Genomic DNA, 23,622 nt, shown 5'->3' on the forward strand with positions numbered 1-23,622 from the left:
GGAGCGAGGCTTGCCCGCGAAGGCGTCATCACAGACGCAATAACTACTTGCCGATCGAAATCTTCGGCGCCCAGGTCAGCCACTCATCTTCGAACTGGTCGAACAATGGAAAGGTTTGCTCAGCCCGCGCCGGAACACCCATGCGGTCGCCATCCGGTGTGGCAAACGCAATGCCGCCCTGAACCAGCGTCTCCAGCGATTCGGTGCGTATTGTCGCGCCTTTGAACAAGCCGTAGTCAAATCCAAAACCACTGGTGTTCCAGAACCGCGTGCCACTGCGTACCAGCGGCGCATACTTCGGTTCGATCAGGATGTGCACCAACACTCGATCAGCCGTCTGGCCCAGTTCATAGCCGGTCACCTTGCCTACCGTGATTTCGCGATAGGTGACGGGGACGCCAGTCTTCAGCGAGCCCCGGCGAGCAGCGCTCAACACCAGGCTTAAACCAGCCTCTTCCTTGGCGATTTCCGGAGGATTGGTCAAGGCCACGAAAGTCTTCTGTGGGCCGAGGTTCTTCGGCGCCGGTTGTACTTCGATGTATTGCCCGGTGACCAAAGTGTCGAGGTTCGAGGTTTTAATCAGACCGAGCTCAGGTTTAACCACCCAGAACTGACTGCCGACCCGAGCGATACGCTCCGGCACTTCAGTGATCCGCGCGGTTAGCAGTACTGATTGCAGGTCATCACTGAGGTCGACGTCCTCGATCTTGCCAACGTCCAGGCCTTTGAATCGAACCGGCGTGCCACTGCGCAGGCCATCGGCGCGATCGACCTTGATCGTCACCATGGTGCCTTTCTGCGTTGCCTCATCATGGTTGGCATGCAGGCGGAAACGTGGAATACGCTTCTGCAACGGCGCTTTGGCTTCCGGGGTCTCGAAGGCGATGCCTCCGGCCATCAGGCTCTGTAACGACTCACTTTTGACTTGGATGCCGCCGGTTAATCCACCGGTGAGCGTAATGCCGCTGGCATTCCAGAAACGCGTCGAAGCGTTGACCAGCCCTTCGTATTCCTTCTCGATGTGCACACCGATTACCAGCTGCTTTTTGGTGCGAGAGAATTGATAGCTTTGAACCGAACCGACCTTGACCTGTTTGTAGAGAATCGGACTGCCGACTTCCAGAGAACCCAGGTTTTCGGTGAACAACACCAAATGCAGGCCGGGCGAACGCAGGTCCAGCGGCGGCGCCTTGGGCCGTGCTTCGAACTCGCGCTGCGGCGCACCGCCCTTGTCGCCTGGGCGCACGGCAATGTAGTTGCCTTTGACCAGCGCTTCCAGGCCTGTAATACCGGCGAGCGAAATCGATGGTTTTACCACCCAGAACTGAGTGCCGGTGACCAGGTAGTCCTCGGCCAGCGGGTCTAGAGTCAACTCGGCGGTCGCACTGGACAGGTCGGGATCAACCTTGAGCGTTTTCAAATTGCCGACTTGGATACCTTTGTACATCACCGGCGTACGACCGGACTGCAGGCCCTCGAAATCGCTGAGTTTGACCTTGACCCGAATACCGGCTGCGGCCGCATCGAAATCCTCATAGAGACGGAACGGCAGGCTTGGATCGGTAGGCGGGCTGTCCTTGCGATTTTCCGGAGTGGCAAATGCAATACCACCAGCGACGATGCTGGCGAGGGACTCGCTACGTACTTTCACACCAGAAAGGTTGGCGTCGATACTGATGCCGCTGGCATTCCAGAAACGCGTATGTTTACGCACCAGGCCGGCGTACGTCGGCTCGATGAAGACTTTGAGTTCGACAGTGCTTTGGTCTGCGGACAGCACATAGCTTTTGATCTGACCGACCTGAATCTGCTTGTAGAACACCGGGCTGCCGCGATTCAGCGAGCCGAGGCGATCAGCCTTGATGGTCAAGTGCAGGCCGGGTTGCGCGTCCGATAGCGGAGGCTCCTGGGCCAGGGCCTTGAACTTGCGGGTCGGCTCGCCTTCGCCTGGGCTAACGGCCACATAGTTACCCGAGACCAGCGTCTCCAGGCCCGTGATACCGGCCAGGGTCACGCTCGGTTTGACCAGCCAGAACCGCGTGCTGGTCTTGAGGTATTGCTCCACGTCCTTGTTCATCTCGATGGTAGCGATCACTCCTTTGGAGCTGCCTTCGTCATCGAGTTTGAGGGCTTTCACCTTGCCGACCGACATGCCTTTGTAGACAACTTCGGTTTTGTTGGCCTGAATGCCTTCGCCACTTTCGAAGCGCACCTGAATCTCGATGCCCGTCTCGCTGTAGGCACGCCAGCCGAGCCAGCCGCCGATGATCAAGGCGATCAGGGGCAACACCCAAATGGCAGACCAGTTCGAGGCCGGTCGGGTTTTCGCTTTAGGCAAATCAGTCATGGTCGTCGTCCGACTCCGTGTTATCCCAAATCAGTCGGGGATCGAAAGTTACTGCGGCAAGCATCGTCAGAATCACCACACTGGCGAAGGCGATGGCGCCAAGATTGGCTTCGATGCTGGCAAGCCGTCCAAAATTCACAACCGCCACCAGAATGGCGATTACAAAAATATCCAGCATCGACCAGCGGCCGATGAACTCGATAAAGCGGTACATCAGAATGCGCTGGCGTGCCGAAAGCGGCTGACGGCGCTGCACCGAAAACAGCAGCAATGCGATGCCCACCAGCTTGAACGTGGGTACCAGGATGCTGGCGATAAAAACCACGGCAGCGATTGGAATCATGCCGTGCTGAACCAGCTGGATCACACCGGACATAATGGTGCTCGGATCGCCCTGCCCCAGGGAATTGACGGTCATGATCGGTAGTACATTGGCCGGGATGTAGAGAATCGCGCCCGTGATTAATAACGCCCAAGTACGCATCAGACTGTTCGGGCGGCGGGCGTGAACCAGCGCACCGCAGCGAGTGCACACCTGCTCGTCGGTATCGGCTTCCTGTTTATTCAACTCGTGGCATTCGGCACAAATCAGAATGCCTGCATCAATCGCCCGCATGGGCATCTTCTCCTGATAGAGCCTGCCAGATCTGGTGCGGTGACATCACTACTTCCAGCCAGACCTGAACCAACAACAAACTGATGAAGCACACCAGACCAAGACCTACGGTGATCGCCGCCATATCGGCCAATTTGACGATCGCAACCAGTACGCCCATGAGGTAAACCTCGAGCATTCCCCAGTCCCGTAGATGGTGATAAATGCGGTAGAGCAGCAGGCCATAACTGCGTCCGATATCGAAGCGAATACTCAGCAACACGAAGAGCTGGCAAAGCAGCTTGAGCAGCGGAATCCCCATGCTGCAAAGGAATACCACTGCCGCTACGCCTCGCATACCGGTATCGAACAGACCGACAACGCCACTCCAGACAGTATCGTGCGACGACTGTCCGAGTAGATGGAGCTGCATGATGGGTAAAAAGTTCGCCGGGATGAACAACAACAGCGCGGCAATGACCAAGGCGAGACTGCGCTGCACGACATTGTGTCGATGGGCATACAGCTCATAACCGCAGCGTACACAGATGGCTTTCTCATCATGAGCAAGCTCAGGCTTGCGCATCAGCAAGTCGCACTCATGACACGCTACCAAGTCGTCCAGCGGTAAATCTGACAGCCCTGGGGCGTCAACCGGATCTGGCATAAAGGCTCTGGCTCCAAAAAAGTTGGACCTATTCTAGTGTCCTGACTCGAAAATAACTGTGCAATTTTGTATTGTCGCCAGAGTGCTCTTTTCCTGCGGACAAAACAAAACCCCTACCTGCATACGCAGATAGGGGTTTCGGAATTTAATCTTGACGATGACCTACTCTCACATGGGGAAACCCCACACTACCATCGGCGATGCATCGTTTCACTGCTGAGTTCGGGATGGGATCAGGTGGTTCCAATGCTCTATGGTCGTCAAGAAATTCGGTAGCCAGGTCGTGGGCCCTTGCGGGTTCACGCTCCAGCGAATGGGTATGCGATAGTTTGGTGTTTTGTGAGTGTCACAAACTTTCGGTTCGGTTCGTCTTCACACACCGCAATCTGGTGCCTCTTCAGGTCAGCAAATTGCTTGGGTGTTATATGGTCAAGCCTCACGGGCAATTAGTATTGGTTAGCTCAACGCCTCACAGCGCTTACACACCCAACCTATCAACGTCGTAGTCTTCGACGGCCCTTCAGGGGACTCAAGGTCCCAGTGAGATCTCATCTTGAGGCTAGTTTCCCGCTTAGATGCTTTCAGCGGTTATCTATTCCGAACATAGCTACCCGGCAATGCCACTGGCGTGACAACCGGAACACCAGAGGTTCGTCCACTCCGGTCCTCTCGTACTAGGAGCAGCCCCTCTCAAATCTCAAACGTCCACGGCAGATAGGGACCGAACTGTCTCACGACGTTCTAAACCCAGCTCGCGTACCACTTTAAATGGCGAACAGCCATACCCTTGGGACCGGCTTCAGCCCCAGGATGTGATGAGCCGACATCGAGGTGCCAAACACCGCCGTCGATATGAACTCTTGGGCGGTATCAGCCTGTTATCCCCGGAGTACCTTTTATCCGTTGAGCGATGGCCCTTCCATACAGAACCACCGGATCACTAAGACCTACTTTCGTACCTGCTCGACGTGTCTGTCTCGCAGTCAAGCGCGCTTTTGCCTTTATACTCTACGACCGATTTCCGACCGGTCTGAGCGCACCTTCGTACTCCTCCGTTACTCTTTAGGAGGAGACCGCCCCAGTCAAACTACCCACCATACACTGTCCTCGATCCGGATAACGGACCTGAGTTAGAACCTCAAAGTTGCCAGGGTGGTATTTCAAGGTTGGCTCCACGCGAACTGGCGTCCACGCTTCAAAGCCTCCCACCTATCCTACACAAGCAAATTCAAAGTCCAGTGCAAAGCTATAGTAAAGGTTCACGGGGTCTTTCCGTCTAGCCGCGGATACACTGCATCTTCACAGCGATTTCAATTTCACTGAGTCTCGGGTGGAGACAGCGCCGCCATCGTTACGCCATTCGTGCAGGTCGGAACTTACCCGACAAGGAATTTCGCTACCTTAGGACCGTTATAGTTACGGCCGCCGTTTACCGGGGCTTCGATCAAGAGCTTCGCGTTAGCTAACCCCATCAATTAACCTTCCGGCACCGGGCAGGCGTCACACCCTATACGTCCACTTTCGTGTTTGCAGAGTGCTGTGTTTTTAATAAACAGTCGCAGCGGCCTGGTATCTTCGACCGGCGTGGGCTTACGCAGTAAATGCTTCACCCTCACCGGCGCACCTTCTCCCGAAGTTACGGTGCCATTTTGCCTAGTTCCTTCACCCGAGTTCTCTCAAGCGCCTTGGTATTCTCTACCCAACCACCTGTGTCGGTTTGGGGTACGGTTCCTGGTTACCTGAAGCTTAGAAGCTTTTCTTGGAAGCATGGCATCAACCACTTCGTGTTCTAAAAGAACACTCGTCATCAGCTCTCGGCCTTAGAATCCCGGATTTACCTAAGATTCCAGCCTACCACCTTAAACTTGGACAACCAACGCCAAGCTGGCCTAGCCTTCTCCGTCCCTCCATCGCAATAACCAGAAGTACAGGAATATTAACCTGTTTTCCATCGACTACGCTTTTCAGCCTCGCCTTAGGGACCGACTAACCCTGCGTCGATTAACGTTGCGCAGGAAACCTTGGTCTTTCGGCGTGGGTGTTTTTCACACCCATTGTCGTTACTCATGTCAGCATTCGCACTTCTGATACCTCCAGCAAGCTTCTCAACTCACCTTCACAGGCTTACAGAACGCTCCTCTACCGCATCACCTAAGTGATACCCGTAGCTTCGGTGTATGGTTTGAGCCCCGTTACATCTTCCGCGCAGGCCGACTCGACTAGTGAGCTATTACGCTTTCTTTAAAGGGTGGCTGCTTCTAAGCCAACCTCCTAGCTGTCTAAGCCTTCCCACATCGTTTCCCACTTAACCATAACTTTGGGACCTTAGCTGACGGTCTGGGTTGTTTCCCTTTTCACGACGGACGTTAGCACCCGCCGTGTGTCTCCCATGCTCGGCACTTGTAGGTATTCGGAGTTTGCATCGGTTTGGTAAGTCGGGATGACCCCCTAGCCGAAACAGTGCTCTACCCCCTACAGTGATACATGAGGCGCTACCTAAATAGCTTTCGAGGAGAACCAGCTATCTCCGAGCTTGATTAGCCTTTCACTCCGATCCACAGGTCATCCGCTAACTTTTCAACGGTAGTCGGTTCGGTCCTCCAGTTAGTGTTACCCAACCTTCAACCTGCCCATGGATAGATCGCCCGGTTTCGGGTCTATTCCCAGCGACTAGACGCCCTATTAAGACTCGCTTTCGCTACGCCTCCCCTATTCGGTTAAGCTCGCCACTGAAAATAAGTCGCTGACCCATTATACAAAAGGTACGCAGTCACCCAACAAAGTGGGCTCCCACTGCTTGTACGCATACGGTTTCAGGATCTATTTCACTCCCCTCTCCGGGGTTCTTTTCGCCTTTCCCTCACGGTACTAGTTCACTATCGGTCAGTCAGTAGTATTTAGCCTTGGAGGATGGTCCCCCCATATTCAGACAAAGTTTCTCGTGCTCCGTCCTACTCGATTTCATGACCAAGAGATTTTCGCGTACAGGGCTATCACCCACTATGGCCGCACTTTCCAGAGCGTTCCGCTAATCTCAAAGCCACTTAAGGGCTAGTCCCCGTTCGCTCGCCACTACTAAGGGAATCTCGGTTGATTTCTTTTCCTCAGGGTACTTAGATGTTTCAGTTCCCCTGGTTCGCTTCTTAAGCCTATGTATTCAGCTTAAGATACCTAACTTATGTTAGGTGGGTTCCCCCATTCAGACATCTCCGGATCAAAGTCTGTTTGCCGACTCCCCGAAGCTTTTCGCAGGCTACCACGTCTTTCATCGCCTCTGACTGCCAAGGCATCCACCGTATGCGCTTCTTCACTTGACCATATAACCCCAAGCAATCTGGTTATACTGTGAAGACGACATTCGCCGAAAATTCGCGATTAAACTCACAAATTTTACCTTAGCCTGATCACCACCAGTGAAAGTGGCCATCAGTCTATCTTTCTATCACATACCCAAATTTTTAAAGAACGATCTAGCCAAAGACTAGAAATCAACATTCACCATCGTCACGATGGAATGCTCATTTCTAAGCTTTCAACAAACAGAAGCAGTAGTGGTGGAGCCAAACGGGATCGAACCGTTGACCTCCTGCGTGCAAGGCAGGCGCTCTCCCAGCTGAGCTATGGCCCCGTATTTCTACAGGCGTTTCCCACACAAAATTGGTGGGTCTGGGCAGATTCGAACTGCCGACCTCACCCTTATCAGGGGTGCGCTCTAACCAACTGAGCTACAGACCCAATTTCGGGCTGCTTCTTATCGTCTTCTTCAATGAATCAAGCAATTCGTGTGGGAACTTATGGAGCAGCTGACGTCGTCGATTAAGGAGGTGATCCAGCCGCAGGTTCCCCTACGGCTACCTTGTTACGACTTCACCCCAGTCATGAATCACACCGTGGTAACCGTCCTCCCGAAGGTTAGACTAGCTACTTCTGGTGCAACCCACTCCCATGGTGTGACGGGCGGTGTGTACAAGGCCCGGGAACGTATTCACCGCGACATTCTGATTCGCGATTACTAGCGATTCCGACTTCACGCAGTCGAGTTGCAGACTGCGATCCGGACTACGATCGGTTTTCTGGGATTAGCTCCACCTCGCGGCTTGGCAACCCTCTGTACCGACCATTGTAGCACGTGTGTAGCCCAGGCCGTAAGGGCCATGATGACTTGACGTCATCCCCACCTTCCTCCGGTTTGTCACCGGCAGTCTCCTTAGAGTGCCCACCATCACGTGCTGGTAACTAAGGACAAGGGTTGCGCTCGTTACGGGACTTAACCCAACATCTCACGACACGAGCTGACGACAGCCATGCAGCACCTGTCTCAATGCTCCCGAAGGCACCAATCCATCTCTGGAAAGTTCATTGGATGTCAAGGCCTGGTAAGGTTCTTCGCGTTGCTTCGAATTAAACCACATGCTCCACCGCTTGTGCGGGCCCCCGTCAATTCATTTGAGTTTTAACCTTGCGGCCGTACTCCCCAGGCGGTCAACTTAATGCGTTAGCTGCGCCACTAAGAGCTCAAGGCTCCCAACGGCTAGTTGACATCGTTTACGGCGTGGACTACCAGGGTATCTAATCCTGTTTGCTCCCCACGCTTTCGCACCTCAGTGTCAGTATCAGTCCAGGTGGTCGCCTTCGCCACTGGTGTTCCTTCCTATATCTACGCATTTCACCGCTACACAGGAAATTCCACCACCCTCTACCATACTCTAGCTCGTCAGTTTTGAATGCAGTTCCCAGGTTGAGCCCGGGGCTTTCACATCCAACTTAACGAACCACCTACGCGCGCTTTACGCCCAGTAATTCCGATTAACGCTTGCACCCTCTGTATTACCGCGGCTGCTGGCACAGAGTTAGCCGGTGCTTATTCTGTCGGTAACGTCAAAACAGATACGTATTAGGTAACTGCCCTTCCTCCCAACTTAAAGTGCTTTACAATCCGAAGACCTTCTTCACACACGCGGCATGGCTGGATCAGGCTTTCGCCCATTGTCCAATATTCCCCACTGCTGCCTCCCGTAGGAGTCTGGACCGTGTCTCAGTTCCAGTGTGACTGATCATCCTCTCAGACCAGTTACGGATCGTCGCCTTGGTGAGCCATTACCTCACCAACTAGCTAATCCGACCTAGGCTCATCTGATAGCGCAAGGCCCGAAGGTCCCCTGCTTTCTCCCGTAGGACGTATGCGGTATTAGCGTCCGTTTCCGAGCGTTATCCCCCACTACCAGGCAGATTCCTAGGCATTACTCACCCGTCCGCCGCTCGCCACCAGGTACAAGTACCCGTGCTGCCGCTCGACTTGCATGTGTTAGGCCTGCCGCCAGCGTTCAATCTGAGCCATGATCAAACTCTTCAGTTCAAACATCTTTGGGTTTTTAAGAAACCCTAAACTTGGCTCAGCAATCGTTGGCTACATCTTTGATTTCTCGCGGAGTAACTTGTGATGCTGATAATCTTGTTGACTATCAGTCTGACTCCACAAGCACCCACACGAATTGCTTGATTCAGTTGTTAAAGAGCGGTTGGTTAAGATCTTTCGTCTCAACCGAGGCGCGCATTCTACAGCAGCCTCTGTTACTGTCAAGCGGTTATTTTCAGAAGTTTTCAAAGTTTCGCTTGGGAATCTTCAACAACTTCAACCACTTGCGCTTCCGATCTCTCGTTAGCGGGAGGCGAATTCTACAGCGTTACTCGCTGCTGTCAACACCTCTTTTTCTCCGCTTTCGACCGAGAAGATCGAACCGTCAATAAGGCGAAAACACACTGCCTTACCAACTCCTTCTGGCTTCGATGAACTGAAGCGTAACCGCTGCCGAAAACTTCGTAACTCTTTGTTTACCAAGGAGTTTTCCGTTTCGGCTGCGCCGGAAGTGGGGAGAATTATAGACCTCCAGAATCTGCCGTCAACCTCTAATTACGCTTTTCTTGCAGAGGTGGGCTTTTTAGCTGTTAAACGTGGAATCCGACGGATTACAGGCGGCAATCTCAGCACCAATAACAACGCACCTATAGATGCATAGATCACCCACTCCTTCAGATCGGCACGTACGATCCACAACATATGCAGCAATCCGAGCCCGAGAACCACATAAACCAATCGATGCAGTTTCTTCCAGCGAGAACCTAAACGCCGCTGACTGTAGCGATTAGAGGTAACCGCCAATGCCAGCAAACAGAGAAATCCCAGCACCCCGACAATAATGTAGGGCCGCTTGCGCAACTCGATACCCAGCTGCGACCAATCAAAGCCAAGGATAAACGCGGTGTAACCGCTCAAATGCAGAACCACATAAGCGAAGCACCACAAACCCAGCTGTCGTCGAACCGCTATCCATCCCGGCCAACCGGTGAGCTTCTGCAAAGGCGTCATGCTCAATGTAATGAGCAACAGCACAAGCGTCCCCTGCCCCAGACGGTCAACCAATACCTTGCCTGGATCAGGTCCCAGCACATCCGCCCAGGCCTGATACAACCAAAGCACTGGCCAAATCGCTGCAGTGATGAAGACGCCAATACGCCAAAACGGATATCGCATCAGTAATTCTTCCGCAAATCGAGCCCTGTATAGAGAGAAGCAACTTCATCCGAGTAGCCGTTGAACATTTGCGTGTCCCGCACATTGGGCTTGAACAGACCGCTCGGCAAACGCCTTTCCCGTGCCTGGGTCCAGCGCGGGTGATCGACTGTCGGGTTCACGTTCGCATAAAAACCATATTCATCGGAGGCGATACTCTGCCAAGTAGTTTTCGGCTGCTCGCTGACCAGGCTGATCCGCACGATGGATTTGATGCTCTTGAAGCCGTACTTCCAGGGCACCACCAGACGCAGCGGCGCACCGTTCTGATTCGGCAACTCACGCCCGTACATGCCCACAGCAAGAATCGCCAATGGATTCATTGCTTCATCCAGACGCAACCCTTCTACATAAGGCCAGTCGATCAAGGCAAAGCCGGAACGCTGCCCGGGCATACTCTTGGGATCCTGCAAGGTCTCGAAGCGAATGAACTTGGCTTTGGACGTCGGCTCGACTTCCTTGAGCAACGCCGAAACAGGAAAACCGATCCACGGAATGACCATCGACCAGGCTTCCACACAGCGAAGACGATAGATGCGCTCTTCCAGTTGATAAGGCTTCATAAAGTCTTCCAGCGCATACCGCCCCGGCTTACCCACCTCCCCGTCCACCACCACGCTCCAGGGTTCGGTTTTCAGCGCACCGGCATTGGCTGCGGGATCACCTTTATCGGTACCGAACTCATAGAAGTTGTTGTAGTGGGTCGCATCCTTGAAAGGTGTGATCGCCTCGTCCTTGACGTTGACCGCCTCCCATTTGGTAGAAGGAAGCTTTTCGGCAAACCAGGTGGGCGCCTTGCCAGGCTCGACATCAGCATAACGCGCAACATCATCGGCACTCGCCCAACGCGGCAGACTGCTCACCGCCAAACCTGCAACGGCGGCACCTAATACACTGCGGCGAGAAAAGTAGAGGGATTCAGGCGTGACGTCCGACTCATGACAGTCAGACGCTTTGGGGACTTTGATCAGCATGACAACTCCGCAGCTTTGGAGGACAGATGTACCCATAGACTGCGGAGTATGAGGGAAATTACATCACTCGGCTTTTTTGTGGCGACGAAGACGCAACAGGTACTGCACCGGCCCGGAAGCCGCATAGGCAAGGAAGACCAGCAGCAGGATACGCGGCGGATCACTGAACACAACGGCGAATACCAATACCACCGCGAGAATCGCGACAAAGGGAACGCGCCCTTTCAAGTCCAGCTCCTTGAAGCTGTTGTACTTGATGTTACTGACCATCAGCATCCCGGCGGCGGCAACCATCAGTGCAACCAGGAACGACATCTTGGAACCCTGAATGCCGTAATCGCTGAATGCCCAGACAATGCCCGCGACCACACCGGCGGCGGCCGGGCTGGCCAGGCCGATGAAGTAACGTTTGTCTGCGGTGCCGACTTGAGTGTTGAAACGCGCCAGGCGTAACGCCGCCCCCGCTACATAGATGAAGGCAACCATCCAGCCGACCTTGCCCATGTCACCCAGGGCCCAACCGAATGCCAGCAATGCCGGCGCCACACCAAAGGCAACCATGTCCGACAGCGAGTCGTACTCCGCACCGAAGGCGCTTTGGGTATTGGTCATACGGGCAACGCGACCGTCGAGGCCGTCGAGCACCATGGCGACGAAAATCGCGATCGCGGCAAACGCAAAATATTTGCTCGCGCCAATGGCATCACCTGCACTCAAGGCACTCTGGGCGCTCATCGAGTTGATGATGGAATAGAACCCTGCGAAGAGGTTCGCAGTGGTGAACAGATTCGGCAGAAGATAGATACCACGATGCCGGACTTTACGACCTTCAGCGTCATGCCCTTCTTCGATGTGTTCATCGATGGGCAGAAGGCTTTCGGCGTCAGAAGCCTGCTTTGGCTCTTCGGGACGTTCGCTCATGGACATTTACCTTGCAACGGGGTGGAAAGTTTCGACAGGTGTCTGGGACGACGGTTCGGCCACAAACAATGCAGCTTTATACCAGAACCGGCGGATCCAAACGAAAAAACGCGGCCTAGGCCGCGTTTTCCGTACAAGCTCGGGACTTAGTTCTTGGCTTTGTCGACGATCTTGTTGGCACCGATCCACGGCATCATCGAGCGCAGTTGCTCACCGATGATTTCGATACCGTGGGCGGCGTTGTTACGACGCTTGGCGGTCATCGAAGGATAGCCGGTGGCGCCCTCGCTGATGAACATCTTGGCGTATTCGCCGTCCTGAATGCGTTTCAGGGCGTTGCGCATGGCCTGACGGGACTCGGCGTTGATCACTTCCGGACCGGTCACGTATTCGCCGTACTCAGCGTTGTTGGAGATCGAGTAGTTCATGTTGGCGATACCGCCTTCGTACATGAGGTCAACGATCAGCTTCAGTTCGTGCAGGCATTCGAAGTAGGCCATTTCCGGCGCGTAGCCAGCTTCAACCAGGGTTTCGAAACCGGCTTTTACCAGCTCAACGGTACCGCCGCACAGAACGGCTTGTTCGCCGAACAGGTCGGTTTCGGTCTCGTCCTTGAAGGTGGTTTCGATGATGCCGGTACGACCGCCACCAACGCCAGCAGCGTAGGACAGTGCAACGTTTTTGGCGTTGCCCGAAGCATCCTGGTAGATAGCGATCAGGTCAGGGATACCGCCGCCTTTGACGAACTCGGAACGCACGGTGTGGCCCGGAGCTTTCGGCGCGATCATGATCACGTCGAGGTCAGCACGTGGCACAACCTGGTTGTAGTGAATCGCGAAACCGTGGGAGAAGGCCAGGGTGGCACCTTTCTTGATGTTCGGCTCGATTTCGTTCTTGTACAGGGCAGACTGGAACTCGTCCGGGGTCAGGATCATGACCAGGTCGGCAGCCGCTACGGCGGAAGCAACGTCGGTCACTTTCAGGCCGTGGGCTTCGGCTTTGGCAACAGTAGCCGAACCTTTACGCAGACCGACAGTAACGTCAACGCCGGAGTCTTTCAGGTTGCACGCTTGAGCGTGGCCCTGGGAACCGTAACCGATGATGGCAACTTTCTTGCCCTGGATGATCGACAGGTCGCAGTCTTTATCGTAGAAAACTTTCATGAATTTCCCCTTTATATCTGGCCCTTCAGGCCATTCGCTAATTTGGTTTAGATGCTCAGTACTTTGTCGCCGCGGGCAATCCCGGTGACGCCACTGCGTACGGTTTCCAGAATCGAGGCAGTCCCGATCGATTGAATGAAGCTGTCAAGCTTGTCGCTGGTACCGGTCAATTGAACGGTATACACGCTAGCGCTGACATCAACGATCTGCCCACGATAAATATCGGTGGTGCGCTTGATCTCGGCGCGCTGGGCGCCGGTGGCCTTGACCTTGACCAGCATCAGTTCGCGCTCGATGTGAGCACTCTCCGACAGGTCGACCAGTTTTACCACTTCGATCAGCTTGTTCAGGTTCTTGGTGATCTGCTCGATGACTTCATCGTGCCCTACCGTGGTCAGCGTCAGACGCGACAGGGTCGGGTCTTCGGTTGGCGCCACGGTCAGGCTTTCGATGTTGTAGTTGCGCTGCGAGAACAGGCCGACTACACGAGACAAAGCGCCCGGTTCGTTTTCCAGAAGCAAGGAAATAATGTGCCGCATGATTAAGTACGCTCCGTCTTGCTCAGCCACATATCGCGCATGGAGCCGTCTTTGATCTGCATCGGGTAGACGTGCTCGCTGGTGTCGACCGAAATATCGATAACCACCAGGCGATCTTTCATGGCGAACGCCTCTTCCATCTTCGACTTCAAATCTTTCGATTCGGTGATGCGCACGCCAACGTGACCATAGGCCTCGGCCAGCTTGACGAAGTCAGGCAATGATTCCATGTAGGAGTGCGAGTGGCGGCTGCCATAACTCATGTCCTGCCACTGGCGAACCATACCCAGTACACCGTTATTCAGAATGACGATCTTCACCGGCAAACCGTATTGCAGGCAGGTCGACAGTTCCTGAATGTTCATCTGGATGCTGCCCTCGCCCGTTACGCAGGCAACGTCTTCATCCGGGAAGCTCAGCTTGATGCCCATGGCCGCCGGAAAACCGAAGCCCATGGTGCCCAGGCCACCGGAGTTGATCCAGCGGTTCGGCTTGTTGAACGTGTAGTACTGCGCGGCGAACATTTGGTGCTGACCCACGTCAGAGGTCACAAAGGCGTCGCCCTTGGTCACTTCGCACAGGGTTTCGATCACGGTCTGCGGCTTGATCACGCTGCCGTCGCCCTTGTCATAAGGGAACAGGCCGCGATCACCGCGCCACTCATCGACTTGCTTCCACCAGCTGGCAACGGACTCCTTGTTCGGGGTCTCGCCGATTTCCTTGAGGATCGCGACCATTTCGGTCAGGACACTTTCGACCGGACCGACGATAGGCACGTCTGCCTTGATGGTCTTGGAGATCGAAGCCGGGTCGATGTCGATGTGAATGATCTTGGCATTCGGACAGAACTTGGCCGGGCCGTTGATCACGCGGTCATCGAAGCGCGCGCCGACTGCAAGGATGACATCGGCATGGTGCATCGCCAGGTTGGCGGTGTAGCTGCCGTGCATGCCGAGCATGCCAATGAACTGACGGTCGGTGCCAGGGTAGGCACCCAAACCCATCAGGGTATTGGTCACTGGCAGGTTGAGCATCTTCGCCAGTTCGGTCAGCGGCGCGGAGCCACCACCGAGAATCACGCCGCCGCCTGAATAAAGCACAGGACGCTTGGCCGCCAGGAGCATTTCGGCTGCCTTGCGGATTTGCCCGGAGTGACCGCGAACGGCCGGGCTGTAGGAACGCAGCTTGGCTTTTTTCGGGAAGATGTATTCGAACTTCTCGGCCGGGTTGGTCATGTCTTTCGGGATATCGACAACGACCGGACCAGGACGACCGGATTGCGCCAGGTAGAACGCTTTCTTCATGACTTCCGGGATTTCCGACGCATGCTTGATCATGAAGCTGTGCTTCACGATTGGCCGGGAGATACCGATCATGTCGGTTTCCTGGAATGCATCGGTGCCTACCATGGTGCTAGGCACCTGGCCGGAAATGATCACCATCGGAATGGAGTCCATGTAGGCCGTGGCAATACCGGTGATGGCGTTGGTTGCGCCCGGGCCGGAGGTTACCAGTACCACACCGGCTTTACCGGTGGCACGGGCATAGCCGTCAGCCATATGGGTCGCAGCCTGCTCGTGACGAACCAGGATGTGGGTCACTTCCGGTTCTTTGAACAGGGCATCATAGACATGAAGAAGAGCACCACCCGGGTACCCGTAGATATATTTGACGCCTTCGTCACGCAAAAAGCGGACGAGCATCTCACCGCCAGATAAAAGCTCCACGTTGTTCACCTCTAAAACGCCAGAATACCGCCCACATACAAGAGGACGGGTCTTAATAGGTTTACTTCTCGGCAGAGCATGAGCGACGGTGGTCGCCGACTACGTCAGCACTGACTGAGCAAGTATTGGGATCGTCCCAAGTGTTGCGGGCCTTTCCCACCCAGCGCGAGGTAACGCGTTGCGGGTGTAACAGGTCGGCGCGGATGTGCGCCTCATGATCTACCGAGTGGGTCTGCTTCTGGCAGTCCCTCTACAGCGGACTTTGGATTCTTCTGTTTCGCCCATCGCAAGTCAAGCCGTCAATGTGCTTTATTCGAACTAAGCGCATGAGAACGCAAGAAAAAACCTTTAAACCGCAACTGTGTTAGCTTCGATTGCGCACCCATGACAAGGAAATGGCATGCGAACGTTCTTCTTCACCGCCGGCTTGCTGATCAGCCTGAGCCCTTTGTGCATGGCGGGTCAGATCTATAAATGGGTCGATGCCCAGGGCGTTACCCATTTCGATGCGCAACCGCCCCCAGGCCAGGAGCCCACCCTCGTGGTGACGCCCGCCCCGCCCGTCGACAAACCGGCCACGCCAATGCGCAGCAACGTGATAGGCGATCAACGGGCCATCGACAACAAGGTGAAAAAACAGGTTGCCGAGCAGCAAGCCCAGCTAAAAGTATTCTGCGAACAGGCTCGAACCAACCTGGCTCAACTGCAGAACAATCCGCGACTACGGGAGGATGTCGACGGTGAGATGCGCCGTCTGACCGACCAACAACGTCAGGAGCGCATCACCGAAGCGCAGAAACAGATTGGGAAAAACTGCATGTAGGAGCTGTCGAGTGAAACGAGGCTGCGATCTTTTGATTTTGCTTTTAAGAACAAGATCAAAAGATCGCAGCCTCGTTTCACTCGACAGCTCCTACGGCTCCTACGGCTCCTACAACGGATTGGAGTTAGCGAGAGACGGTGATCAACAGGTCGAACTCTTTGAGCAAGACCTGAAGCTTCCGATCCTTGCCCTGGACGTTGCGGGCGGCGAAGACCATTTCGGCCATCTCCTGGATTCCCGACGCGTTGGGTAATGGCAGGTCTTGTTCCAGGATCAACTTCATTCTTGGCAGGAAGATCCATTGCAGCCATTGCTCGAAATTCAGCGTATCCACCGAAAACGGCTCGACACTGGAAAGCGCTTCAGCGGATGGCGGAACTTCGTCCCACCAGCCCTGAACGCGCAGTTCGCGTTCGATCAACAGCAACTGTTCGGCAATCTTCGGGAAGCGTGCATCCATCACAGCGAGACCTTGGCCTTCTGACGCGCCAACGCTGCACCGGCAGAGTCACCCTGTTTCTCACGCGCCTGGGCGATCAATTCCCACAAGCTGGCCTGAAGGGCCGGACGACCACTGGCGAACGTCAAGCCACGACGAGCGAATTGCTCGGCCTGTGCCGCATCGCCTTGAGCCATACGTACCTGGGCCAGACGGTAAAGCACTTGTGGCTCACGCGGCGCGACACGCTGGGCGCGTTCGAGGCTGGAAGACGCGCCATTGAGGTCGCCACTGGCCTGTTGCTGCTGAGCAGTGGTCAACAACGCCAGAACCGGGCCGTCCAGTTGCTCATCGGCAGACAGGCCGCCGGAGCTCGCCGAAGGAATCCCGCTCGGCGTCGATGGCATGCTGTAGCTGCCCTGATTGATCGGTGCCGACTGGACCGGCGAGGTATCGATCGGCCCCGGAGTTATCGGGCCAGGGGTAATCGGCGAAGTGCTGATCGGGGCCGAGGAAACGGCGCCACCACCCGGCACCATCACAACAACGCCAGTGTCCCCTTGCGGGATTGCCTGAGTCTGGGCTTGTGCAGGACGCTTTACCGTCGACTGCCGGAAACCGCCATTCGCCGAAATCCGTTCGCTGTTGGAGACGGCGGTGCCGGAATCCACAACCGGAATCGAACCGCGCTGTACGGTAGAGCAACCGCTGAGCAAAGCCACGGCAGTCACCGCCGGAATCAACCACTTGTTCACTTGAAACCCTCTTTGCTTAATTCATCCAGCCCTTGACCCAATCCATCACCGATTCAGCAGGGTTTTCGCCACCGCAAGCGGGACCGGGAGGTGGTTCGCTGCCGCGAATATACGGCATCTGCACCGCGCCTGGGCAGCTGCCTTCAGAACCTTGCCCGGTGCGCGAATCGACCCAGGCCTGAACAATGTTGTCCGGCTGCGGCATGTCCAGCGGCAGCGGATCGGCCTTGCGCATGAAACTGGTCCAGACCTGCAACGCACCAGTGGCACCGGTGAACGGCGTCTTGCCGTTATCATCGCGCCCCAGCCAGACCACCGCCAGCAGATCCTGACTGAAACCGGCGAACCAGCTGTCCCGCGAATCGTTACTGGTACCGGTTTTGCCGGCCAGGGTCAGGGTTTTCGGCAACACGTTATAAACCGAACTACCGGTGCCTTCACGCATGACTCGTTGCATGGCACTCTGAACCAGGTAAATGGACGCCGGATCGAACTGCTGCTGAATCTGGAATGGATAACGCTTGAGCGGCTCGCCCTCGGCAGTCAGCACGCTGCGAATCCCGCGCATCGGCGTATTGAACCCACCGTTGGCCAGCGTCTGGTACATGGTCGCCACTTCGATCGGGGTCAAGCCACCGGCCCCCAGCAACATCGACGGGAACGCCGGGAACTCGCGACTCACCCCCAGACGCGCCAGGGTCTTCAAGACATTCGGTACGCCCACCGCCAAGCCGAGACGTGCGGTCGACAGGTTGTAGGAATGCGCCAGCCCTTGATAAAGGAACACCGTACCGTGGGAACGGCGATCATAGTTCTGCGGTTTCCAGACCTGACCGTCCGCGCCTTTGACCGAGAAGGATTCGTCCGACAGCCAACTGGTCAGCGTGTACTGGCTCGGCTTCTCGAGGGCTGTCAGATAAACCGCCGGCTTGATTAACGAGCCGATTGGTCGTACTGCGTCCAGCGCCCGGTTGAAACCGGCAAAACCCGCCTGACGACTGCCGATCATGGCCTGGACTTCTCCGGTTTCCGGGTTGGTCACGACCATGGCCGCCTCAACCTCATCGGAACCCTTGCGCCCGGCCAGACGCTTGAACGTGTCGTTGACCGAGGCTTCGGCTTTCATCTGCAGGATCGGGTCGAAACTAGTGAAAATCCGCAACCCTTCTTCGGTCAAGTCTTCGTCGCGGTAGTCTTCGCGCAACTGACGCTTAACCAGGTCGAGGAAGCCCGGGAACGAGCTGTCGGCCAACTTGCCGCGAGTGGTCACACCCAGTGGCATTTTCTTCGCCGCCTCAACCTGCTCGGTAGTGGCAACGCCTTGTTCCCCCAGAACATCGAGCACCAGATTGCGCCGCTCCAGCGCCCGCTCAGGGTTGCGACGCGGGTTGTAATAGGACGGCCCCTTAACCATGCCCACCAACAAAGCGACTTGATGCAGTTTCAGCTCAGACAATGGCTGCCCGAAGAAGAACTGACTGGCAAGACCGAAACCATGCACCGCGCGCTGACCATCCTGGCCGACGAACACTTCATTGAGGTAAGCCTCAAGAATTTCGCGCTTGTCGTAATGCAGCTCAAGCAACATCGCCATCATCGCTTCGGTGAGCTTACGGGTCAGGCTGCGTTCGCTGGTGAGGTAGAAGTTCTTGACCAACTGTTGCGTCAGCGTACTGCCGCCCTGGGTCATTTTGCCGCCCGAGGTGTTGACGTAGATGGCTCGGACAATCGACTTCGGTGACACGCCCCAGTGACTGTAGAAATCCCGGTCTTCTACGGCAATCAGGGTTTCGAGCAGATACGGCGGAACCTGATCGATCTTGATCAGGATGCGGTCTTCAAGGTTCTTAGGGTAAATCCCGCCAATCAGCAGAGGCTCCAGTCGCACCACAGAGAGCTTCGAACCGTTGGTCGCCGAGAGCTCGGCCACGTAATCGCCGGAGAAGCGCACGCGCACAGGCTGAGCTGTCTCCATGCCTTCATAGAACTGGAAGCCACGGGTATTCAAGTCGATGGTATTGCCATTGACCGCCGCCGCGCCAGGGCCGTTGCTGACGGCTTCGCGTCGGTAGCCCAAGGCATCGAGCTCGGTGAGGAAGTCTTCCTTGCTCAGCTTTTGGCCAGTGAACAGCTCAAGCGGGCGCGCGTACACCTTGGCCGGGATGGTCCAGCGCTTGCCGGAGAACTTCTCCTGGACCACAGCGTCGAGGTAAACCGCGAACCCGGCAAGCACCACAAGGCCGACCAGGCTGAGTTTAAGGGCCCAGCCCAGCCAGGGGCGCATGCCCTTGGAAGGTGGTTTTTTGGGGGTGCGGGGGGATCGAGTACGAGTCATGGCGGCGGATTATACGCACTTTATTCATACTCGACAGAAGCCCGCTGAGGTTTGCGTCGGGCAGACTTGCGGCCATAATGGCGGCCTTGAATTTTCCCCAGACTCTGAAGGATCGCCTGTGAGCCAGTCCCTGATCGCTGCCCTGCAAAACCCGGCCCTCTACCCGCATCCCGTAGAAGGGTTTCAGGTCATCGAAACCCATATTTCGTGGGTGCTGCTCACCGGCCCCTACGCTTATAAAGTGAAGAAGCCAGTGAATTTCGGCTTCCTCGACTTCACCAGCCTCGAGGCTCGCGAGCATTTCTGTGCTGAAGAGCTGCGCCTGAACCAGCGCCTGACCCATGATTTGTATCTGGAAGTGTTGCCAATCACTGGCAGCGCCGAGGCGCCACAACTGGGTGGCGATGGCCCGGTTGTCGATTACGCCCTGAAAATGCGTCAGTTCCCACAAAGCCAATTGCTCAGCACCTTGCAAGCCAACGGCGAACTGACCACCACGCACATCGACGAGATGGCGGCGCAGATCGCTCAATTCCACCTCAGCGCGCCGAAAGTGCCTGCCGAGCACGAAGCCGGCACGCCGGACAGCGTGATGGCGCCGGTACGGCAGAACTTCGAACAGATCCGTCCGTTCCTCAGCGACAAGGCCGATCTGCTGCAACTCGAGGCGCTGCAAGCCTGGGCCGAAAGCAGCTTCGAACGCCTCAAGCCGCTATTCGCCCAGCGCAAGGCCGACGGTTTCATTCGTGAATGCCACGGTGACATTCACTTGGGCAACGCCACCGTGATCGACGGCAACGTGGTGATCTTCGACTGCATCGAGTTCAACGAACCGTTCCGCTTCACCGACGTTTACGCCGACACCGGCTTCCTGGCCATGGACCTGGAAGACCGCGGTCTGAAAAGCCTGGCGCGCCGTTTCATCAGCCAATACCTGGAGCTGACCGGCGACTATCAGGGCCTGGAGCTTCTGAACTTCTATAAAGCCTACCGCGCACTGGTTCGCGCCAAGGTCAGCCTGTTCAGCATGCCGGCCGAGGCTGATCCGGTGCAGCGCGCTACCACGCTGCGTCAGTACCGCAACTACGCCAATCTGGCGGAAAGCTACAGCACCATTCCTTCGCGTTTCCTGGCGATTACCCACGGTGTTTCCGCCGTCGGCAAGAGTCACGTGGCCATGCGCCTGGTGGAAGCCCTCGGCGCCATTCGCCTGCGTTCCGACGTCGAGCGCAAGCGTATGTTCGGCGAGCAAACCGTACCGAACGACCCGCAGGCCGGCATCTATAGTGCTGACGCCAGCGCCGCCACCTACAGCCGTCTGCATGAAATCGCCGGTGTAATTTTGCATGCCGGTTTCCCGGTGGTGGTCGATGCCACCTACCTCAAGCGCGACCAACGCGACGGCGCGGCAAAAATCGCCGAAGCCACGGGCGCGCCGTTCCTGATCCTCGACTGCGACGCACCGCAAGCGGTGATCGAGAGCTGGCTGAAGCAACGTCAGGCAGACAATAACGATCCATCCGACGCCAACCTGGCCGTTATCGCCGCCCAGCAAGCCAGCCGCGAGGCCCTGACGCCAGCAGAAATTCTCTGCAGCAAACGCGTCCAGACCAATGAAAGTGGCACGCTCGATACCGTTGTTGCGCAGATTCGCCAACGCCTGCCAGGCCTGTAAGAAACTATTTCAACCGTGAAGCCCTCACCGGCTTCACGGCTGTCAAATAGTGGCACTATACTGGCGCCATAAAACCATCAGGTGATGCGACATGAGCCAGCCGAAACTTCTCGACACCCCGCTTTATGCCTTGCTGCACAAAGACGACATCACAGGCTTCAACAACGAACGCCCGAAAGACGGACCTATCGACATGGTCGGTGGCGATTTCCGTGGCCTCGATCTGCGTGAACTGAACGCCGACGGCGTCGACTTCACCGATGCCTATTTCCGCTCCGCCGACTTGCGCGGCATTGACTTTCGCAACTCATCCCTGGAAGGCGCTAGCCTGGCTCACGCGCAGATATCCGGCGCCTACTTTCCGCCAGAGCTGAGTGCCGATGAGATTCTGATGTCGATGAATTTCGGTACGCGACTGCGTTATCGCACTCGCTAAAAGCGACGTTCTACCAAGTCCGGCGCCCCTGCCTTGCGCTGGACTTGTACATTTTTTACCCCCCGAAACTCACACCTTCCGACCGCACTCGCAGCCTTTTCCCGCCACTTCTAGAGCCCGCGTCTTAGAAGCTTTTGCGTCGAAACCGACCAAACAATCACGCTTTTCCTACTGATGGCTACACTGCTGAGAGGCTCGCCCACGCACCGTTCGGCTGTCGCAAGGAGGCTTGATGAATGATGAACTGCAACACCTGAAGAATCTTGGCAAGACGTCGGCGCAATGGCTGCATGCCGTGGGCATCCACAGTGCATCGGACTTGCGTCGGCTGGGAGCTGTGGATGCTTATCGGGCCGTGCGTACGCGCGGTTTTCGGGCTTCCAAGGTGTTGTTGTATGCGATCGAAGGCGCACTGATGGATGTTCACTGGAACGACATTCCCGCCGAACGCAAGGAAGCTTTGAACAAACAACTGGACGCTATCTCGTCACGCCACAAGATTTGAAGGGGTAATTACGCTTACGCACACAGCCTGAAGAGCAATGATTGCAAGGCCTTCACCAAGGGAACTGGTGAGATCCACAGAAATTGAAAATCAGCGGTTGACTTGGTAATGAGAATCGCTATGATTATCACAACTGGTCGCGAGACTGGTCGATATTCTGAAAAGCCCTTGGTTCGGACTCTCAGATTATCTCCTCATCAGGCTAATCACGGTTATTTGACCCGGCTCTTGCCGGGTCTTTTTTTGCCTGTGGAAAACTCGCCAGGTTTTACTGCCCTGACTGCTTGCCGAACTGTTTACGCATTTGCGCGCAGTAATCCTGCGGTGGCGTGGCGGGCGTATACCAAACGTAATCGGCCATGGCCGGCGTGATATCAGCGCCCTGCTCCGCCAGCATCAATACCATCGGCGCTTCAGACTCACCCAAGTCCTGCACATGGATCGGCACCCCGACATCCTTGCGTGCGTGGTACGCGCCGGCAAACAGCAGTGAAGGCGCAGGTGCGGCCAGTAATCGCCCGGCCATCCGCCGGTCACGTTGCTGCTGGACGGCCAGCATCGCGGGCATTTGCGATGTGGGCAGCAAGCCACAATGGGAATCGCTGATTTGTGCCAGCAACGTCTCCTTGACCATCGGGGCGTTGGAGCGCGAACCGCTCAATGTCGGCGGTTTGGCATAGACATTACGGACTTCAAGCGTATCCAGATTGGCCGCCAGCAACGGGTACGGCTGAGTCAGGGCAAAACCAACGATCTGCCCATACAGATTCCACTCCCAACCCGGTTGCCAGGCCAACGCATTGGGCAAGTCAGCGGGTAGCGGTGAAGAGTGCTTAACGTGATCGACGCGCCCTTGTTGATCCGGCGTGAGCATTTCCAGCAGTAGACTGCCTTGGGGTCGCTGCTCATTCAGCGTCTGTAATAACCACAATTGCAGTTGATGGTGATCACGATTGTCATGCTGCTCGCCGACGATCAACCGCAAAGGCTTGGCCAACCGTGCAAGCAGTTCCTGCGCGGTCAGTGTTTGCCCGCTGCGCAGGTCCCGGATCTCGCCGCTGACCGGTGGCGATACCACCGGCACATGCTGACAGGCACTCAGTAACAGCACAGCCAGGATCACCATCACACGCATGTTCTCACCTCGATG

At 56.0% G+C, this 23,622-nt stretch carries 17 protein-coding genes, 2 tRNA genes and 3 rRNA genes; 4 read left to right on the plus strand and 18 right to left on the minus strand.

Translation table 11 applies throughout. The features are described 5' to 3' along the window. Positions 1-43: 43 nt before the first annotated feature. The 14 genes from ACZ89R_RS13050 to ACZ89R_RS13115 all read right to left on the minus strand — a co-directional run bounded on the left by ACZ89R_RS13050 (position 44) and on the right by ACZ89R_RS13115 (position 15,504). Positions 44-2,347 carry a PqiB family protein gene (locus tag ACZ89R_RS13050; protein WP_429545582.1) on the minus strand — a complete coding sequence of 768 codons (2,304 nt, stop codon included), beginning with the start codon at positions 2,345-2,347 and terminating at the stop codon, positions 44-46. Then, positions 2,340-2,963 (minus strand): paraquat-inducible protein A, encoded by a 624-nt coding sequence (locus ACZ89R_RS13055; protein ID WP_007896874.1) that lies wholly within the window; start codon positions 2,961-2,963, stop codon positions 2,340-2,342. Before ACZ89R_RS13055 ends, ACZ89R_RS13050 begins: the two co-directional genes overlap by 8 nt. Next, positions 2,950-3,609, minus strand: coding sequence for a paraquat-inducible protein A (locus ACZ89R_RS13060; RefSeq protein WP_429545581.1), 660 nt, complete (start codon positions 3,607-3,609; stop codon positions 2,950-2,952). The genes ACZ89R_RS13055 and ACZ89R_RS13060 overlap by 14 nt, the downstream gene beginning before the upstream one ends. A 149-nt stretch (positions 3,610-3,758) precedes the next feature. Further along, positions 3,759-3,874, minus strand: a 5S ribosomal RNA gene (gene rrf, locus ACZ89R_RS13065). 160 nt (positions 3,875-4,034) lie between these two features. Next, positions 4,035-6,926 (minus strand): 23S ribosomal RNA (locus ACZ89R_RS13070). Between the two features lie 235 nt (positions 6,927-7,161). Next, positions 7,162-7,237: transfer RNA gene (locus tag ACZ89R_RS13075), tRNA-Ala, on the minus strand. 30 nt (positions 7,238-7,267) lie between these two features. Next, positions 7,268-7,344, minus strand: a tRNA-Ile gene (locus ACZ89R_RS13080). Between the two features lie 82 nt (positions 7,345-7,426). Continuing rightward, positions 7,427-8,965, minus strand: a 16S ribosomal RNA gene (locus ACZ89R_RS13085). Together the 16S, 23S and 5S rRNA genes with 2 tRNA genes alongside form the textbook arrangement of a ribosomal RNA operon. A 555-nt stretch (positions 8,966-9,520) precedes the next feature. Continuing rightward, positions 9,521-10,141, minus strand: a complete 621-nt coding sequence (msrQ, locus tag ACZ89R_RS13090) for a protein-methionine-sulfoxide reductase heme-binding subunit MsrQ (RefSeq protein WP_429545580.1) — start codon at positions 10,139-10,141, stop codon at positions 9,521-9,523. Further along, entirely contained in the window at positions 10,141-11,154 is a 1,014-nt protein-coding gene (msrP, locus tag ACZ89R_RS13095) for a protein-methionine-sulfoxide reductase catalytic subunit MsrP (protein ID WP_429545579.1), read from the minus strand. Before msrP ends, msrQ begins: the two co-directional genes overlap by 1 nt. 63 nt (positions 11,155-11,217) lie before the next feature. After that, positions 11,218-12,075 carry a CDP-diacylglycerol--serine O-phosphatidyltransferase gene (gene pssA, locus ACZ89R_RS13100; RefSeq protein WP_008006914.1) on the minus strand — a complete coding sequence of 286 codons (858 nt, stop codon included), beginning with the start codon at positions 12,073-12,075 and terminating at the stop codon, positions 11,218-11,220. Between the two features lie 146 nt (positions 12,076-12,221). Beyond that, entirely contained in the window at positions 12,222-13,238 is a 1,017-nt protein-coding gene (gene ilvC / locus ACZ89R_RS13105) for a ketol-acid reductoisomerase (protein ID WP_003185459.1), read from the minus strand. A 47-nt stretch (positions 13,239-13,285) separates the two neighbouring features. Continuing rightward, entirely contained in the window at positions 13,286-13,777 is a 492-nt protein-coding gene (gene ilvN, locus ACZ89R_RS13110) for an acetolactate synthase small subunit (protein ID WP_003176102.1), read from the minus strand. 2 nt (positions 13,778-13,779) lie between these two features. Beyond that, positions 13,780-15,504 carry an acetolactate synthase 3 large subunit gene (locus ACZ89R_RS13115; protein ID WP_305446905.1) on the minus strand — a complete coding sequence of 575 codons (1,725 nt, stop codon included), beginning with the start codon at positions 15,502-15,504 and terminating at the stop codon, positions 13,780-13,782. Positions 15,505-15,904: 400 nt separating this feature from the next. Between ACZ89R_RS13115 and ACZ89R_RS13120 the strand changes: the two genes are divergently transcribed. Then, positions 15,905-16,327 (plus strand): DUF4124 domain-containing protein, encoded by a 423-nt coding sequence (locus tag ACZ89R_RS13120; protein WP_429545578.1) that lies wholly within the window; start codon positions 15,905-15,907, stop codon positions 16,325-16,327. A gap of 124 nt (positions 16,328-16,451) precedes the next feature. Here the strand turns inward: ACZ89R_RS13120 and ACZ89R_RS13125 are convergent, their stop codons facing one another. Genes ACZ89R_RS13125 through mrcB form a run of 3 tightly spaced genes read right to left on the minus strand, consistent with a single transcriptional unit; the run spans position 16,452 to position 19,856 of the window. Then, positions 16,452-16,787 carry a YqcC family protein gene (locus ACZ89R_RS13125; RefSeq protein WP_429545577.1) on the minus strand — a complete coding sequence of 112 codons (336 nt, stop codon included), beginning with the start codon at positions 16,785-16,787 and terminating at the stop codon, positions 16,452-16,454. Further along, positions 16,787-17,521 (minus strand): tetratricopeptide repeat protein, encoded by a 735-nt coding sequence (locus ACZ89R_RS13130; protein ID WP_008068536.1) that lies wholly within the window; start codon positions 17,519-17,521, stop codon positions 16,787-16,789. Before ACZ89R_RS13130 ends, ACZ89R_RS13125 begins: the two co-directional genes overlap by 1 nt. 16 nt (positions 17,522-17,537) lie before the next feature. Beyond that, the gene (mrcB, locus tag ACZ89R_RS13135) at positions 17,538-19,856 is read right to left on the minus strand and encodes a penicillin-binding protein 1B (RefSeq protein ID WP_429545576.1); all 2,319 of its coding nucleotides are present in this window, start codon (positions 19,854-19,856) and stop codon (positions 17,538-17,540) included. 118 nt (positions 19,857-19,974) lie between these two features. Between mrcB and ACZ89R_RS13140 the strand changes: the two genes are divergently transcribed. From ACZ89R_RS13140 to ACZ89R_RS13150, 3 genes are all read left to right on the plus strand, one after another. Continuing rightward, positions 19,975-21,531 (plus strand): bifunctional aminoglycoside phosphotransferase/ATP-binding protein, encoded by a 1,557-nt coding sequence (locus tag ACZ89R_RS13140; RefSeq protein ID WP_429545575.1) that lies wholly within the window; start codon positions 19,975-19,977, stop codon positions 21,529-21,531. Between the two features lie 91 nt (positions 21,532-21,622). Next, complete coding sequence (locus tag ACZ89R_RS13145; RefSeq protein ID WP_052967693.1) at positions 21,623-21,967, plus strand: pentapeptide repeat-containing protein; 345 nt, start codon at positions 21,623-21,625, stop codon at positions 21,965-21,967. Positions 21,968-22,199: 232 nt separating this feature from the next. Beyond that, positions 22,200-22,472 (plus strand): TfoX/Sxy family protein, encoded by a 273-nt coding sequence (locus ACZ89R_RS13150; RefSeq protein WP_007902045.1) that lies wholly within the window; start codon positions 22,200-22,202, stop codon positions 22,470-22,472. Between the two features lie 268 nt (positions 22,473-22,740). Here the strand turns inward: ACZ89R_RS13150 and ACZ89R_RS13155 are convergent, their stop codons facing one another. Beyond that, positions 22,741-23,607: a ChaN family lipoprotein gene (locus tag ACZ89R_RS13155; RefSeq protein WP_429545574.1), complete on the minus strand. Its 867-nt coding sequence runs from the start codon at positions 23,605-23,607 to the stop codon at positions 22,741-22,743. Between the last annotated feature and the right edge of the window lie 15 nt (positions 23,608-23,622).

It is taken from the genome of Pseudomonas sp. TE3728 (genome assembly GCF_056279145.1).